The organism is Pectobacterium aroidearum (assembly GCF_041228105.1).
Classification (GTDB): Bacteria; Pseudomonadota; Gammaproteobacteria; order Enterobacterales; family Enterobacteriaceae; genus Pectobacterium; species Pectobacterium aroidearum.
Genome location: NZ_CP166097.1, coordinates 4,034,072 through 4,050,278, shown reverse-complemented (window position 1 = coordinate 4,050,278; position 16,207 = coordinate 4,034,072). Strand labels below are relative to the sequence as shown.

Below are 16,207 nucleotides of genomic sequence, written 5' to 3'. Positions count from 1 at the left end.
TAAGGAAGCATAAAAAAGGAAAGGTGGTGCCCGGACTCGGAATCGAACCAAGGACACGAGGATTTTCAATCCTCTGCTCTACCGACTGAGCTATCCGGGCAACGGGGCGCATTAAACCGTATTGGCCGCGTGGCGTCAACGGGTTTCTGTCACAAAGCGGAGCGCCTGCGCTATTTTCAGGCAATTGTATTATTTGCTAGCCAGTTTCTGGCGATCCTTTCAGCACGCTTATACCCGTCATACTTCAAGTTGCATGTGCGTTGGCTTCGCTCAGTCACCCGAATCACTTACCTGAGTAAGCTCATCGGGACTCCTTCCCTTGCCGCGTTATTCGGCCTTAGGCCTCATCCCTTCGGGATCAGCGCAAGCGCTGTTCAAAAACGCCTCGTCGTTTTTGTCCTGAAACTCGAATTATTTAGGGTATAGCGTGGTAACGTTTCTTCCCGTATACGCTCGGCATGTTTCGTTGCACTTTTTACCGCGTTGAGTGCGGGCTGGATTGTTGAATTTGATGAAGAATAATGCCACTATTGCGCGGTTTTTTAACGTCTCGTTCACCTGAACGCCCCTTTAAGCGTAGTTAGCGTATAGCTAAAGAGGATCGCCGATATGTCAGATTCATTGCTCATGGTGCAAAACGCTCGCGCCAGCTCGCTGATGACGTCACTGCGTGTTTCTTCTTTCCACCGCTGCGCGGTTTACTTTTCTTCCTGTCGATTATCCTCCTTCACCATGCGGTGAGGCGTTCGTTCGCTCACTGTTAGGCATGAGTAAAAATAGAGTACGCCTCTGCTTTTACTGATGTCTATCGGATGGTGCTGGCTCCAGTTTTTCCATTCTTGGCCTACAGTTGACCTGTAGGGATCATACGCTTGTCGTTATTGATTGGCATTGTGATTGGTCGGGATTGTTATCCCTGAACGGTGTCTTCCAGGCACGTACACTTACCCTTAACCGTTTGGGTTTGGTTACATGAAACAGTTAAAAATTGCGGCGAATGCAGCGGTTGCCACCCGTTTAATCACAACGCGCGAGATTGTCGCGTTGAGTCAGACCGACTTCACCGATGTGGCGGCGGTCGTGGTTTCGATTGAAGAAGCCCGTAGCGGTATTCTGTCGATATTGCAGCACACTGGCTTTAGTATCCCGGCGTTTGTCGAAGAGCCTGATGAAGATAAAGAACTGGATGTTCTGCCTGCGGGCAGCGAATGGCTGGTTCTTGATGACGAGGGTGAGCACGCCAACGTGCTGGAGCGAGCGGCGAAAGCCTATCAGGATACCCTGTTGCCGCCGTTTTTCGATACGCTGACCAAATACGTCAACATGAAAAACACGACGTTTGCCTGTCCGGGGCATCAGGGCGGCCAGTTCTTTCGCAAGCACCCGGCGGGGCGTCAGTTTTTTGAGTTTTACGGTGAGAACGTGTTTCGTTCGGACATCTGTAACGCTGACGTCAAGCTAGGCGATTTGTTGATTCACGAAGGGGCGGCGAAGAAGGCGCAGAAGCATGCTGCGCGTGTGTTTAACGCGGATAAAACCTATTTCGTGTTGAACGGCACGTCCTCTGCGAACAAAGTAGTGACGAACGCGCTGCTGGCGCGTGGCGATCTGGTGCTGTTTGACCGCAACAACCATAAATCCAACCATCACGGCGCGCTGGTTCAGGCGGGCGCGACGCCAGTCTATCTGGAAACCGTGCGCAACCCGTTCGGTTTTATCGGTGGTGTGGATGCCCACTGTTTTGATGAAGCCTATCTGCGCAAGCTGATCGCGGAAGTCGCGCCGGAGCGTGCCAACGAGCCGCGTCCGTTCCGTCTGGCCGTCATCCAGCTCGGCACCTATGACGGCACCATTTATAACGCGCGTCAGGTTGTCGATAGCATCGGGCACCTGTGCGACTACATTCTGTTTGACTCCGCCTGGGTCGGCTATGAACAGTTTATCCCGATGATGGAGCAGTGCTCGCCGCTGTTGCTGGATCTGAATGAGAACGATCCGGGCATCTTTGTCACTCAGTCGGTGCATAAGCAGCAGGCGGGCTTCTCGCAGACCTCGCAGATCCACAAGAAAGATACGCACATCAAAGGCCAGCGCCGTTTCTGCAACCATAAACAGCTGAATAACGCCTTTATGCTGCACGCCTCAACCAGTCCGTTTTACCCGCTGTTCGCGGCATTGGATATCAATGCCAAAATGCACGAAGGGGCAAGCGGGCGTCGGATGTGGATGGACTGCGTGAAGCTGGGCATTGAGGCGCGTAAGCAGCTGCTGACGAGCTGTTCGCTCATCAAACCGTTTGTACCGGTGACGGTAGGCGGCGCGCTCTGGCAGGATCACGATACGGAGACGATCGCGCAGGACGTGCGCTTCTTCAACTTTGAGCCGGGCGAGAAATGGCACGCATTCGAAGGGTACGCCGAGGATCAGTACTTTATCGATCCTTGCAAATTACTGCTGACCACGCCGGGTATTGATGCGATTAGCGGCGATTATACCGAATTTGGTATTCCGGCGACGATTCTGGCTAACTACCTGCGCGAGCACGGCATTATCCCGGAAAAATGCGATATGAACTCGATCCTGTTCCTGCTAACGCCAGCGGAAGACGCTGCAAAAATGCAGGAACTGGTGAATGCGCTGGTGCACTTCGAGACGTTGATTGCCCGCGATGCGCCGTTGAGTGAAGTGCTGCCCAGCCTGTATCAGAAATACAAAGAGCGCTACCGCGGTTACCGACTGCGTCGGCTGTGTCAGGAAATGCATGATTTTTACGCTCAGCACAACGTGAAAGATCTGCAAAAAGCGATGTTCCGCAAAACCGAGTTTCCGTCCGTGGTGATGCTGCCACAGGATGCCAACAGAGAGTTTGTGCGCGGGAATATCGAACTGGTTCCTATTGCTGAAGCAGAAGGGCGTATCGCGGCAGAAGGCGCATTGCCATATCCGCCGGGCGTGCTGTGCGTCGTGCCGGGGGAAACCTGGGGCGGGGCGGTACAGCGCTATTTTCTGGCGCTGGAAGCGGGCATTAACCTGCTGCCGGGCTTCTCCCCTGAATTGCAGGGCGTCTATAGCGTCGCGGAAGAAGATGGCAGCAAGCGCCTGTACGGTTACGTAGTAGAACAGTAATTACATTTATAGCCTATTTACCGAATGAAAACGGGAGTAACGGAATAGAAGAGTAAAGCGTTTGCGCCAGGGACAAAAACGTCAGGAACGTTTTTGAACGTCGCTTGCGACGGCCCTGAAAGGGTGAATCTCAGGGATGAGATTCATATCTGCGCAAGCCGAGCGTACATGGACGTATTCACAGCGTCTTTACGATCTATCCGTTACTACCGCTCTACGGACTTTGTCAGTAACCTCAAACTCAGGCTCGGAAACGAGCCTGAGTTTTTTCTGTCTTAACGCAGGCTGGATTCCTGCTGGTCGGCGAGCGCCACGGCTTCACGCTGCTTTTTCAGCCCGCGCCAGCCGATAATTAGCATGATCGTCAATACCGGAATCGTCGCAATCGTCCAGGTGCCGTTCGGGTAATCAAACGCCATCAATCCTAACACGCTTACCAGAAAAGCCAGTGTCAGCCACGATGTCACGGGCGCACCGGGCATTTTGAATGCCACCGGTTTGGCTTTCCCCTGACGAATCGCTTTGCGCAGCTGCATTTGGCACAGAATGATGAACGCCCAGGAACAGATAATGCCGAGCGAAGCGATATTCAGAACGATCTCGAACACCTGCGAAGGCACCACGTAGTTCAGCACCACACCGATAATGTGGATGCCGACCGTGACCAAAATACCGGTATAGGGCACAGACTGCGTGCTCATTTTCGACAGGAACGCGGGTGCCGAGCCACCCAGCGACAGCGAGCGCAGGATGCGCCCCGTCGAGTACAAGCCGGAGTTCAGGCTGGACAGCGCGGCGGACAGCACCACGATATTCATGATCGTGCCGATATAGGGCACGCCCAGCTTGCTGAAGAAGGTGACGAACGGGCTTTGTCCCGCCTGATAAGCGTTCCACGGCAGCAGGCAGACCAACAGCGCGACAGAACCGACGTAGAACAGGCCGATACGCCAGATGACGCTGTTGACCGCTTTCGGCAGCACTTTCTCCGGGTCTTTACATTCGCCTGCGGTTGTCCCGATGATCTCGATGCCGGCAAAGGCAAATATCACCCCCTGAACCAGCACCAGCGCGGGCAGAATACCGTGTGGGAACAGGCCGCCGTTATCGGTAATCAGGTGCAGGCCGGGTGTGTTGCCGTCCAGCGGACTGCCCGTGCCAAGATAGACCGTACCGACCACCAGAAAAATGGCGATGGCCGCAACCTTAATTAGCGCGAACCAGAACTCCATTTCGGCAAACCACTTCACGCCAATCAGGTTCATCAGCGTGACGATGGATAACGCACCCAGCGCGAACAGCCACTGCGGGACATCGGCAAAGGTGCCCCAGTAGTGCATGTAGAGCGCGACGGCGGTGATGTCGACAATCCCGGTCATCGCCCAGTTGAGGAAGTACATCCAGCCAGCCACGTAGGAGGCCTTTTCACCCAGAAACTCGCGTGAATACGAGACGAAGCTACCGCTGGTGGGGCGATGAACGATCAGCTCACCCAGAGCACGTAGGATGAAAAAAGAGAAGATACCGCAAACCAGATAGACCAGCGCCAGCGCGGGCCCAGCCATTTGCAGACGCGCACCCGCGCCAAGAAATAACCCGGTGCCGATAGAGCCGCCGATCGCGATCATCTGTACGTGGCGGTTGCCGATACTTTGGTGATAACCCTTTTCGTGGAGGCGTTGCCCGGCGGCATGATGCTCGCTATGAGGGGAGGAATGTTGTGTCATTGATGTTGGTATTTTCCTGTCTGTCACGCACCCTGTGGCGATGCGTTCACTATTATTATTTCAAATTCAAGAAATTATGTTTTCGCCTGCGACATTTTTTATGTCCGCCACCCTTCGGTGCGTTGCGCGTGGTAAGCCGCATGGCAGAAAACAACGGCAGCGATGCTACCTTTTCCTGTGTGCTGTGGCAAAAAATGGATAAAGGGAAAGTGTGTCAGAGCGTGATGGTGTGGGGGGCGGGGCATCAGACGGGAAATATTACCGCCCCGGTTAGGCGAGCAAGACCGGGACGGGAAAAGCAAAAAAAAGCAACAGTTTACGCGCCGACATCTGCGCGCGTTGGTCCTTGAAAATGGATGGCGTTGATATGGCAACTGCGCGGCTGGATGAGTACGAAACGCATCGCTTCCCATATCGAGCGGGCATTCAGCAGGTGCTCGCCCATTTTTTCCTCGCTAGTTGGATAGTCATCCAGGCCGGTGACTTCGAAATCTGGCGGATAAAACCCTGTCACGCGAATGTTTTCCTGTGCGACATGGTGCGCCAGATTCTGGCTAAAGCCGCTCATGCCGTGCTTGGCAGCAAAGAACGCAGGGTGAGCGATAGAATCGTGGAACTGCGGTAGGCCGCAGACCGAAATCATCGCCAGAATATCGGCGCTTGGTGAACGGCGTAAGCTCGGCAATAGCGCTTTGGTGAGCAGGATAGATCCGGTCAGGCCGGAGTTGATGGTGCTGACGATATCCGTATCGGTGTCTTCTTCCCCCAACGCGCCTTCCAGCCATTGTGCGGCGCTTAGCACCAGAATATCGACGGGCGTGCTGTCTTCCAGCAGTTGTGCGGAAAAATCCCTGACCGAATCAGGATTGGCGATATCGCACTGATAGGCGCGAGCTGTGCCGCCCTCCTGATGAATGATGTCTACGCTGGCCTGCGCATCGTCCAGTTTGCGGGCGCAAAGATCGACCTTTACCCCTTCGCGAGCCAGCCAGACGGATACCGCTTGTCCAAAATCGCGGCCACCGCCCGTGACAATCGCGCGTCTACCTTTCAGCATCATGTGTTCCCTTGGCAACGTGTGTTCTTCCATTGCTGCGCATCCAGCCACATGGCGGGATGCAGCGTGAGTGTATTCATTAGGTTTTGGGTGAATTGGCCTGCGCGGCATCCTCTTCAGCCTGCCGTAAAATGGCTTTGGCGACCCACTGCGTCACATCCTGAATACTGTCTTCTTCCAGATGCCAGATATCTTTCAGCACCAGAAAAACCTCGGAACCGTAAATGAGGGATAAGGCATAAATCACCCGCTGTTGTGCTTCCGGCGTGATTTTCCCTTCCAGCGGTTCAGTTGCAATCTTGAGCAGACGTTTACGATTGCCACGCGTCAGCGTATCCGTGTGGAGGCGATTAGAACGGCGGTCGGCCCATTGTTGCAGTGACAGATGCAAGGCGGCACGCAGCGCGCCTTCATGTTCCAGCATCCTGGGGTAAGCAAAATGCAGCAGTTCGGCAACGCGTTCTCTGGCGTCTGGCTGTGTCGGGTGCCACGCCAGAATGGGGCCGAGGCTTTCGCCGACCACGGCGGAGACTAACGCACTTTGCGTCGGAAAATAACGATAAGCCGTCGCGCGTGAAAGCTGAGCCGCAGCGGCAACATCGGTAATGGAGGGGAATATGCCTTGGTCGAACATATTCATGGCGGTATCAATCAATAAACGACGGGTTTTCGCCCGTGTTGATGTCAGTTTTTCATCCCGTTCAATCACATAGACCTCATTGAATTTTCGGGCCGGAAGCTATCGGGCAGCACGGCGTTATCGCCAGAACTATAGCAAATTGAGTGATTCTTGTGCCACGTCAAGCTTTCTTACTGTTAATGTAATGCCGTACATAACATTTTGAGACTTTTGTCTCATTTGGGTGTTTAATGATTTGTCTTTCTGATACTCAAGTCTCAATATGGCGACAAATTAATCTTATCTGTTTTTGGTTTCTTGTAATTGTTATTTATATCAATCTGTTAATCGTTTCACTAATGGTAGGAGGGAGACCAAGTGGGAAGTAAAGTTGGCAGCGTTTATATTGCAAGTACAGCTGATACTAAAGGGAAAGAACAGATTTACGTTCGCGATCTGATTGCCGCGACAGGCTTGAAAACCGTCACGGTCGATCTGTCAACGACACGTCCGTCAACGGATGCTCGGGTGTCAGAGACGATAGATATCAGCGCAGAAACGGTGGCATCGTACCACCCACAGGGCGCATCAGCCGTGTTTTGCCATGACAGAGGTCAGGCAATTGGTGCCATGGCCGTTGCGTTTGAGCACTTTATGTTGTCCCGCGATGATATTGCCGGGGTAATCGGGCTGGGCGGCTCCGGCGGTACGGCGTTGATCACGCCCGCGATGCAGGCATTACCGATTGGCATGCCGAAACTGATGGTGTCGACGATGGCTTCCGGCGATATCTCCGGCTACATCGGTGCCAGCGACATCAGCATGATGTATTCCGTTACTGATGTAGCGGGTCTGAACCGCATTTCTCGTCAGGTTCTTGGCAACGCGGCGCACCAGATCGCCGGCGCTGTGAAGTTTCATATTCAGGAACATCATGAAGATAAGCCCGCGATTGGCTTGACCATGTTTGGCGTAACGACGCCGTGCATTCAGGAAGCCAGTGCATTGCTGGAAGCGGAGTTTGACTGTCTGGTTTTTCATGCGACGGGCAGCGGCGGGAAAGCGATGGAAAAGCTGGTGGACAGCCATTTGCTCACTGGCGTGCTCGATCTCACGACGACGGAAGTGTGTGATTTACTGTTTGATGGCGTGCTGGCCTGCGGGCCGGAACGGTTTGACGCGATAGCCAAGACGCGGGTGCCTTACGTGGCATCCTGCGGGGCGCTGGACATGGTGAATTTTGGCGCCCCCGCCAGCATACCGGAGAAATACGCGCATCGTCTGTTCTACAACCACAACGCACAGGTCACTCTGATGCGTACCACAATAGACGAGAATATCGCGATGGCGCGCTGGATTGGGGAGAAGCTTAACCGCTGTGAAGGCGAAGTGCGCTTCCTGATCCCCGAAGGCGGCTTCTCTGCGCTGGATGCGCCGGAACAAGCATTCTGGCATCCGGAAGCGCGTGACGTGTTTATCAGCACGCTGGAGAGCGTCGTGCAGCAAACGGCAAGACGAAAGATTATTCGTCTGCCTTTCCATATTAACGATCCTTTATTTGCCCATGCGGCTGTCGATGCGTTTCGGGCGTTAGTGAAATAAGAAGGGAAAAAGTATGAAGTCAGGCATGAATCGTCAGGAACTGCTGGCAAAATTCCGCGAAATGATCGCCCGCCGCGAGCCGATTATCGGGGGCGGCGCGGGAACGGGGCTGTCTGCAAAATGTGAAGAAGCGGGCGGTATCGATCTGATTGTGATCTACAACTCCGGGCGCTATCGCATGGCGGGGAGAGGCTCTCTGGCTGGCCTGTTAGCTTACGGCAACGCGAATGAGATTGTCGTGGATATGGCGAAAGAAGTTCTGCCCGTTGTGAAACATACGCCAGTGCTGGCGGGTGTGAACGGCACCGATCCTTTCTGTCAGTTTGATAAATTTCTGGATGACCTGAAAGCGCTGGGTTTCTCTGGCGTGCAAAACTTCCCAACCGTTGGGCTGATCGACGGTAATTTCCGCGCCAACCTGGAAGAAACCGGCATGGGGTATGCGTTGGAAGTGGACATGATTCGTCTGGCACATGAAAAAGACATGCTGACCACACCTTATGTGTTCAGTGCGGAGGACGCTGTCGCGATGACGAAAGCGGGGGCGGACATTATTGTGCCGCACATGGGGTTAACCACCGGTGGCAACATTGGGGCGGAAACTGCACTGAATCTTGCAGATTGCGTTCCGTTGATTAATCACTGGGCGAATGAGGCGAAAGCGATACGTAAAGATGTGATTGTTCTGTGCCACGGCGGGCCGATTTCAACACCGCAGGACGCACAGTTCATTATGGATCACTGCCCGCAATGCGATGGTTTTTACGGTGCCAGCTCAATGGAGCGGCTGCCGACAGAAACCGCGTTAACGGCTACAACACAGCAATTTAAAAAAATTAAACGTTAATAGACTTTTTTGGTTCTATACCTAATGGACTTCTTGAAGTGGGAAGAACGACGGGTAAATTTTGCGCCAATATCAGGGAATACGGCCAGCACATGCTGGCCGCAGTTTTTTGTGTACTACAGCAAGGTACTAAATAGCGTTTTAGGTCGCACAGGGAAGAAAGCTATTGTTATACATGCTATTTTTCACAAAGCAGAAACTTCGGAGAAATAGGTATGACATGGCGTATCACGATAGGTTTAGTCACTAATTTACTACTCAGCTTTGCCGTTCTGGCAAACACTGGCATTGGCTTTCAACAGATAACGTTAGCGGATGAGGGCAATAACAGGTCGTTAGACGTCGCCGTCTTTTATCCGGTTTCGTCATCATCGCAGGCGACGACCATTGGCGAAAACGCCGTCTTTCCCGGCATAACGGTGAGTAAAAATGCCACGCCTGAATCAGGTGAACATCCTTTGATTGTGGTTTCGCACGGTTACGGTGGGAACTGGCTTAATCAACTCTGGCTGGCACAGGCGTTGGTTAAACAAGGCTATATTGTCGCTGCCCCTAATCATCCCGGAACCACCACTAAAGATATGCGGACCGAGAAGGCGCAGGAATTGTGGCAACGTCCTCATGACATCAGCCGCGTTGTCACCGCATTACTGGCTGCGTCAGAAAAGACGGGGCGAGTTGACGAGAAACGGATCGCTGCTGTCGGTCACTCACTCGGTGGATGGACGGTGCTTGAGCTTGCTGGTGGGCGCTTTAGTACGGAGCAATTTGAGAAGGATTGTCTGACGCACGCCGGGCTGGCGTCCTGTAAAGTCTATGAAAAGATGCAGGTTGCAAAAAATGCCGCATCGCGTACACAGCTTGATAAACCACTGGTGGATCCGCGTATTAGCGCCGTGATTTCCCTGGATATGGGGCTGGCGAGAGGAATTACCGCAGAGAGTCTGGCGGCAATCAATATTCCCGTCTTGATCATGGCGGCGGGGTATCCCAATGAAGAACTGCCTGCCGAACTGGAGTCTCACGATCTGGCGCGGAAGCTGCCGCCAGCGCACTCAGCGTATAAGGAAATTGCCGACGCGACGCATTTTAGCTTCATGCAGCGTTGTAAACCGGGTGCCGTTGAGATTATCAACGCCGAGAACCCGGGAGACGGCATGATCTGTCTTGACGGCGGTGAACGCTCGCGTGAGCAGATCCATCAGGAAGTCGCGAAAGATGTCAGCGAGTTTCTTCAGGCGGCGTGGCGGAAGCCGTAACCTGTTCCCGAAGTGGGTACTGACTACGCCAGACGCTGGGGCTCATTCCCGTTAGCCGCAGAAATTCGCGGTTGAAGTTTGATTTGGTCTGAAATCCGCTGGCCAGCATGATATCCGTAACTCGGTCATCTGTTTCACTGAGGAGGCGCTTAGCCTCCTCGATGCGATATTCGTTCATCACCTGAGAAAAATTACGACCGTGAACGCGGTTGATGGTTTCGGACAAGCGTCGGAGCGGTATGCCCATGCGTCTACTCAGACGCTGAAGCGTCATGCCCGGATCGGTATACAGCGCATGAGTGCGGATGAAATCATCTAACGCTTTTGCGAGCTGGTGTTCGTCTTCGGTGGCAGGCGGTGCTTCGGGTTTCGGGTCAGTTGGCGGGACAAGTCCCTCTAGCGGCACCGTACGGTGTGTGACGATCAGCAGGGTCAATATCGCCAGCATGACAAGATGGAATGCGGTGATGATGGTCGTCGCGCGGCTGCCGCTGTAGAACGCGATATCCAGTGCAATCACCATATCAATCGCGCCGGAGAGCAGCATATACAGCCCGGCGATAAACGGCGCGCGTTTCCACATAGACGCTGGTGTTTGAAGAAGGCGGGCGGTGTAAATCAGCGCGACTCCATAAACGAAGTAAATACTCACCAGCGTTATATCGATGAGCGGAATGGACGTTCTGCTTTGGACGGCGTTTGCGCCAAGAATGAGTAAAGGTGGTAACAGATGCCCGAGAGAACTGCCGCGTCTGCGAGGTAGATCCTCAGATTTCTTCTCGCTGCGGGGGAAAAGGCAAAGCCATAGCAGAGGCGGAATTGATGCGGCAATCGCAGGTTGGATAAACAGGGGTAAAGCCATGTGGCTACCCCAGCGTAATGCCACCAGCGTCAGAGCAAGACAGCTCACGCCGATGAAGACCGCTTCCGTCTTGGCATTGCGTTTTTTGGTGTTCTTGTCAGGAAGATTGTGCTGAATATCCAGAAATCGGATGCGAAAAAACAAAATAACCAACAGAAGTGCGGTGATAAACGGTAAGGGAATCGCGGTCATCGTGTTCTTCAGAAATGTATTGTAGATATCTGGTCTGATGAAGCCGCACTACCGGAATCAACCCGGTAGTGCGGTGTTTTGTGGTGCGCGTGAATTAGCGGCGATAATTTTTCTGCGCCGTGTTCACTTTGTACAGGTAGCGGCGTGATTCACCAGACGGGTGTTTCGTCGTCAGCGTTTGGTAGACATCGCTCGGTGACATACTGTTGATAATGCCCACGGCGCGATCCCGGTCGCTGGAGAAGACGCGCAACACGCTGCCTGCGCCACCGTTATACGCGGTGATGACGGCGTAGCGTTTCGACGTCGGGTTTTCAATACCGGCCAGATAACTGTTCTTCAGAATCGACAGGTAGGCGGTACCTGCGTCGATATTTTGTTCTGGATCGAACAGGTAACTACGGCTCGGCTGTCCCCATTTCCCTTTCATCTTGAAGACGTCGCGTCCCGCACTGTGCTGTACCACCTGCATCAGACCCAGCGCATCGGAACGGCTGACGGCGTAGGGGTTGAAGCTCGACTCTGTCTGCATAATCGCCAGAATCAGCGACTCTTCAATGCCATAACGCTCGGAGGCTTTTCGCACCAGCGGCAGGTATTTGTGTGCACGCTTATCCAGATGGTTAGGGACAAGCTGCATCGTGACCGACCAGATAACGTGCAGGCCGGAAGTGCGTTTTTGCAGACGGTTCTGGAGCAGATAATCCGCGAAGCTGGCGGCACGGCCTTCCCAGCGGATCGGCTGTCCGGTGTTATCCAGCACCTGACCATACAGCAGCGGTTCGCGGCTGATCTGAATATCATTAGCGTCGGAATACAGATCGGTGTTACTGGCGTCATCGCCCATCAGCAGGGTGGTGATAATCGCCTGGCGCAGGCTGGCGACGGAATTGGTCGCCGAAATGGTTTCAATCGTGATTGAACCGGCATCAAAGTTGATGTGGCTACGTGTCTGATATTGATCGGTGTATTTGACGTAGTCTTTCGGGCCGGCGATCAGAACTTCATTGATACCCCAGATATTTTCGATGTTGTTGGCAAACTGGCCCATCAAAATATCGAAGGCGTTGGTATCCTTGATAAACTCTTCGTCGTTGGTATTCCCTTTGTTTCCCGAACAGGAAACCAGCAGTGGTGCAATGACCAGCAGCGCTAACATTTTCTTCATATAACAAGCCGTGTCGGAATTGGGACGTAAGCGGGCCCGAAAGCCCGCCATCTCAGTGGCTCGGAGGCGTATAGCCTTCGATGTGTACGTCCTTCCCTTCAAACAGGAATTTGATCATTTCCTGTTCCAGCAGCTTACGGTCGTCAACATTCATCATGCTGAGTTTTTTCTCGTTGATCAGCATGGTTTGCTTGGTTTGCCACTGCGCCCAGGCTTCTTTAGATATTTCGTTATAGATGCGCTTGCCCAGATCGCCGGGATAAAGCTGGAAATCTTGCCCTTCGGCGTCGCGTTGTAAAAAAGTACAAAAAATCGTTCTGCTCATGCTTCTTCCTCATCAATTGCGCAGGCATTCAAATGTGTAGACTGCGGGTGAGCCAGCTCCCTCAGAAGGCGTTCTACCGGGGCGGCCAGTCCGACAGACGGCGGCTGCGCTAAGTTATACCAGAGACCCGCATCGTCATCCATGCAGGACCTGTTTTGTGAGCGATCGCTCTGCGATATGTCCAGCCAGAGCGGAACGATATCCAGATGAAAATGGCTAAATGTATGGCGGAACGCGACAAGCTGTTGCAATCCATCAGGATTCAGACCACGTTGTTGCATCCAGAGTTCCAATTCCCGACGTTCACTGAACTGAGGGAAGCAAAATAACCCGCCCCACAGGCCCACGGCAGGGCGCTGTTGCAGCCAGACCTGAGATCCTTGCTGCATCAACAGGAACCAGCCGGTTTTCTCCGGCAGCGTCTGCTTCGGTTTCTTGCCGGGGTATTGCCCCCAGCTGTGGTTGGCGTAAGCAATACAGCCGGTGTTGAGCGGGCACAGCTCGCACTTGGGGCGGCTGCGGGTACAGACCATTGCACCGAGATCCATCATCGCCTGATTAAACTGGCTGACCCCCTCGGCTGGCGTGACCTCTTCACTCCGCGCCCACAGCTTCTTTTCGACCTCTTTCTTGCCCGGCCAGCCGTCAACGGCATAACAGCGTGCCAGCACGCGTTTCACGTTGCCGTCGAGAATCGGGTAATGCTGGCCGAGAGAGAGTGACAGCACTGCGCCAGCGGTGGAACGTCCGACGCCCGGCAACGCCGCGACTTCATCAAACGTAGTGGGGAATTCGCCGCCGTGACGTGACACGATGGTCTGGGCCGCTTTGTGCAGGTTGCGCGCACGGGCGTAGTAGCCCAGTCCGGTCCATAAGTGGAGCACTTCGTCCAGCGGTGCTGCCGCCAGCGCGCTCACGTTTGGAAAACGTTCCATAAAGCGTTGGAAATAGGGAATAACCGTGGTGACCTGCGTTTGTTGCAACATCACTTCGGATAGCCATACTTTATAGGGAGTTTTCTCAAGCTGCCACGGCAGGGTTTTGCGGCCATAGCGTTGATACCAGTCCAGCACCTGATGGGCGAACTGTTGCGCTTGCATCATAAAATGGGGTCACTATCCGACAGGTAAAAAGTTTGACAGCGATTCCAGCACAGAGTGAATGTGCTGTAAACCGGAACTTTCCGAGGCGGTGGGCTTGCTAAACCACGGTATCCTTGCATAATGCGCGTTTCCTTAACGAAATCGGACAGCAAGTAAGCACTCTTTATGATTAACAACGTCATTTCACCGGAATTTGATGAAAACGGACGCCCGATGCGTCGTATCCGCAGTTTTGTCCGCCGTCAGGGACGTTTGACCAACGGGCAACAGCTGGCGCTGGATAACTACTGGCCGGTGATGGGCGTGGAATATCAGACCGAACAGGTAGATTTTAACGCGCTATTTGGTCGTGACGCGCCAGTGGTGCTGGAAATTGGTTTTGGGATGGGCGCCTCGCTGGTGACGATGGCGGCACAGCATCCTGAGCAGAATTTCCTCGGTATTGAAGTTCACCTGCCGGGCGTGGGGGCGTGCCTCGCTTCCGCACAGGAGGCGGGAATCAGCAATCTGCGCGTGATGTGTCACGATGCGATCGAAGTGCTGATGAAGATGATCCCCGATGGTTCACTGTCCATGGTTCAACTCTTCTTCCCCGATCCGTGGCACAAAGCCCGTCATAATAAACGTCGCATCGTTCAGGTGCCTTTCGTCGAACTGGTACAGAGTAAGCTGAAAGTCGGCGGTGTGTTCCACATGGCAACAGATTGGGAACCTTATGCGCAACATATGCTCGAAGTGATGACGTCTGTCGCCGGGTACCGCAACCTTTCCGATAAGAATGACTACGTTGAGCGGCCGGATTCTCGACCGCTGACGAAATTTGAAGCACGCGGCCAGCGTTTGGGGCATGGCGTATGGGATCTGATGTTTGAGAGGATAAAATAAAATGGCACAAGCTCGTAGCCGTCGTTTACGTAAAAAACTGCACATTGATGAATTTCAGGAATTAGGTTTTTCAGTCAGCTTCCGCTTTCCTGAGGGCACTAGCGTTGAAGACATCGATCAACTGATGGATAAGTTCGTCGATGAAGTGATTGAACCACAGGGTCTGGCATTTGAAGGCAGCGGTTATCTGCACTGGGAAGGTCTCATCTGCCTGCAAAAACTGGGTCATTGTACCGAAGAGCACCGCCAACTGGTTAGCCGCTGGCTGGAAGAACAGAAACTGACGGATGTGAAAGTCAGCGATCTGTTCGATATCTGGTGGGATCTGCCAGAAAACCTGCTGTAATTTTTGCTTAAGTAAAAGTAGAAAATAAGTAAAAGCAGAAAAGCCTTGGTTTAGGCCAACGCTTTGATCCAGGCAAAAAATGCCTGAGCTGATTGTGGCTCAGGCGTTACCCGCCTCATCAAAGGACACATTGCCGCTTTCCCGCCACTGCCGTTGTTTTCTTCAGGAGAAAATATGTCGCGTAAAATGACCTTGGGTTTATTGATGCTGCTGTCCTGGCAGGCGCAGGCAGCCTACCAGTGCAACGTGAATCCGCAGGACGACATCATTATCAGTCCGCAGCACGTACAGGTCGTGGGTGCCAGCGGTAATTTACAGCTTTCCCCGCAGGGCGATATCGTCCGTAACGGTACGCCGCTGACCCTGAACGCCGAACAGCGCCAGAAAGCCAAAGCCTATCAGGCGGATATACGCCAGCAACTGCCGTGGATCGATCAGGGCGCGCAGCAGCATCTGGAAAAAGCGCGAGTCGCACTGGATAAAGTGATCGTGCAGGAGCTCGGCAGCGACAGCAATGTGCGCAATCGTCTGACTACGCTGGATAAACAGCTCAAGCAGCAGATGAACCGTATTATCGAACACCGTAGCGATGGCCTGACGTTCCACCATCAGGCTATTAAGCAGGTCGAGCAAGATGGCAAGCAGATCGTGCAGCAAAGCATGGGCGGCGTCTTGCAGGATAGCCTGAACGAGATGGGCGTAAAACAGATGTCCAGTGGCGGTAACCCGCTACAGGCGATGATGGGCAACCTCGGCGGTTTGCAGAAAGCGATTCAGGCCGAGTGGAATAATCAGGAACTGGAGTTCCAGCGCTTTGGCAACGATGTATGTAGCCGCGTTACGTCGTTAGAAAATCAGCGCAAGAGCCTGTTGCAGACACTGAAGTAAGTTGAAGCAGCTTGAAGCTGCTTAAGGAAACGGGCTGAGGTCCGTTTTTTCGTTTTTCTCTCCATTTTCCTTCTCGACCAGCCCCCTTATTCCCCTATCCGGGGGCATGACGGTTACACCATGAATCATGCTTACCGATAGCTGCCTATCGAAAAAAGTTCATTTTTGTGCCACGTCTGATTAACGATACCGACATATTTT

The 16,207-nt window shown here is 53.4% G+C and carries 15 protein-coding genes and 1 tRNA gene; 8 read left to right on the top strand and 8 right to left on the bottom strand.

The window, feature by feature from the left end:
• Positions 1-24: 24 nt before the first annotated feature.
• A tRNA-Phe gene (locus tag AB8809_RS18315) sits at positions 25-100 on the bottom strand.
• Positions 101-609: 509 nt separating this feature from the next.
• Here AB8809_RS18315 and AB8809_RS18310 point away from each other — a divergent pair.
• Both AB8809_RS18310 and AB8809_RS18305 read left to right on the top strand, forming a co-directional pair.
• Positions 610-741, top strand: a complete 132-nt coding sequence (locus AB8809_RS18310; protein ID WP_256553759.1) for a hypothetical protein — start codon at positions 610-612, stop codon at positions 739-741.
• Positions 742-972: 231 nt separating this feature from the next.
• The gene (locus AB8809_RS18305; RefSeq protein WP_349855186.1) at positions 973-3,126 is read left to right on the top strand and encodes an ornithine decarboxylase; all 2,154 of its coding nucleotides are present in this window, start codon (positions 973-975) and stop codon (positions 3,124-3,126) included.
• A 275-nt stretch (positions 3,127-3,401) separates the two neighbouring features.
• Here the strand turns inward: AB8809_RS18305 and ansP are convergent, their stop codons facing one another.
• The 3 genes from ansP to AB8809_RS18290 form a co-directional block, all read right to left on the bottom strand.
• On the bottom strand, positions 3,402-4,853 hold the full coding sequence (gene ansP, locus AB8809_RS18300) for an L-asparagine permease (protein WP_012773564.1): 1,452 nt from the start codon (positions 4,851-4,853) through the stop codon (positions 3,402-3,404).
• 316 nt (positions 4,854-5,169) lie between these two features.
• Positions 5,170-5,910: an SDR family oxidoreductase gene (locus tag AB8809_RS18295; RefSeq protein ID WP_349855492.1), complete on the bottom strand. Its 741-nt coding sequence runs from the start codon at positions 5,908-5,910 to the stop codon at positions 5,170-5,172.
• 79 nt (positions 5,911-5,989) lie between these two features.
• Entirely contained in the window at positions 5,990-6,619 is a 630-nt protein-coding gene (locus AB8809_RS18290) for a TetR/AcrR family transcriptional regulator (RefSeq protein WP_349855185.1), read from the bottom strand.
• 288 nt (positions 6,620-6,907) lie between these two features.
• Between AB8809_RS18290 and AB8809_RS18285 the strand changes: the two genes are divergently transcribed.
• The 3 genes from AB8809_RS18285 (at position 6,908) to AB8809_RS18275 (ending at position 10,237) form a co-directional block, all read left to right on the top strand.
• A complete protein-coding gene (locus AB8809_RS18285; protein WP_349855184.1) occupies positions 6,908-8,131 on the top strand; it encodes a Tm-1-like ATP-binding domain-containing protein in 1,224 nt (407 codons plus the stop codon).
• Positions 8,132-8,144: 13 nt separating this feature from the next.
• Positions 8,145-8,978, top strand: a complete 834-nt coding sequence (locus tag AB8809_RS18280) for a phosphoenolpyruvate hydrolase family protein (protein ID WP_012773568.1) — start codon at positions 8,145-8,147, stop codon at positions 8,976-8,978.
• A gap of 215 nt (positions 8,979-9,193) precedes the next feature.
• Positions 9,194-10,237, top strand: coding sequence for an alpha/beta fold hydrolase (locus AB8809_RS18275; RefSeq protein ID WP_349855183.1), 1,044 nt, complete (start codon positions 9,194-9,196; stop codon positions 10,235-10,237).
• Here the strand turns inward: AB8809_RS18275 and AB8809_RS18270 are convergent.
• The 4 genes from AB8809_RS18270 to mutY all read right to left on the bottom strand — a co-directional run bounded on the left by AB8809_RS18270 (position 10,200) and on the right by mutY (position 13,887).
• On the bottom strand, positions 10,200-11,291 hold the full coding sequence (locus AB8809_RS18270) for a helix-turn-helix domain-containing protein (RefSeq protein ID WP_349855181.1): 1,092 nt from the start codon (positions 11,289-11,291) through the stop codon (positions 10,200-10,202). The two genes, AB8809_RS18275 and AB8809_RS18270, sit on opposite strands and share 38 nt — an antisense overlap.
• Positions 11,292-11,385: 94 nt before the next feature.
• Positions 11,386-12,459: a membrane-bound lytic murein transglycosylase MltC gene (mltC, locus tag AB8809_RS18265; RefSeq protein ID WP_043881719.1), complete on the bottom strand. Its 1,074-nt coding sequence runs from the start codon at positions 12,457-12,459 to the stop codon at positions 11,386-11,388.
• Between the two features lie 52 nt (positions 12,460-12,511).
• Positions 12,512-12,784 carry an oxidative damage protection protein gene (locus AB8809_RS18260; RefSeq protein ID WP_005975842.1) on the bottom strand — a complete coding sequence of 91 codons (273 nt, stop codon included), beginning with the start codon at positions 12,782-12,784 and terminating at the stop codon, positions 12,512-12,514.
• Positions 12,781-13,887, bottom strand: coding sequence for an A/G-specific adenine glycosylase (gene mutY, locus AB8809_RS18255; RefSeq protein WP_349855180.1), 1,107 nt, complete (start codon positions 13,885-13,887; stop codon positions 12,781-12,783). Before mutY ends, AB8809_RS18260 begins: the two co-directional genes overlap by 4 nt.
• A 165-nt stretch (positions 13,888-14,052) precedes the next feature.
• Here mutY and trmB point away from each other — a divergent pair, with 165 nt between their 5' ends.
• The 3 genes from trmB (at position 14,053) to AB8809_RS18240 (ending at position 16,006) form a co-directional block, all read left to right on the top strand.
• Positions 14,053-14,772 (top strand): tRNA (guanosine(46)-N7)-methyltransferase TrmB, encoded by a 720-nt coding sequence (gene trmB, locus AB8809_RS18250; protein ID WP_012773573.1) that lies wholly within the window; start codon positions 14,053-14,055, stop codon positions 14,770-14,772.
• 1 nt (position 14,773) lies between these two features.
• Positions 14,774-15,118 (top strand): YggL family protein, encoded by a 345-nt coding sequence (locus AB8809_RS18245; RefSeq protein ID WP_012773574.1) that lies wholly within the window; start codon positions 14,774-14,776, stop codon positions 15,116-15,118.
• A gap of 174 nt (positions 15,119-15,292) precedes the next feature.
• Positions 15,293-16,006: a DUF2884 domain-containing protein gene (locus AB8809_RS18240; protein WP_180778181.1), complete on the top strand. Its 714-nt coding sequence runs from the start codon at positions 15,293-15,295 to the stop codon at positions 16,004-16,006.
• Positions 16,007-16,207 lie beyond the last annotated feature (201 nt).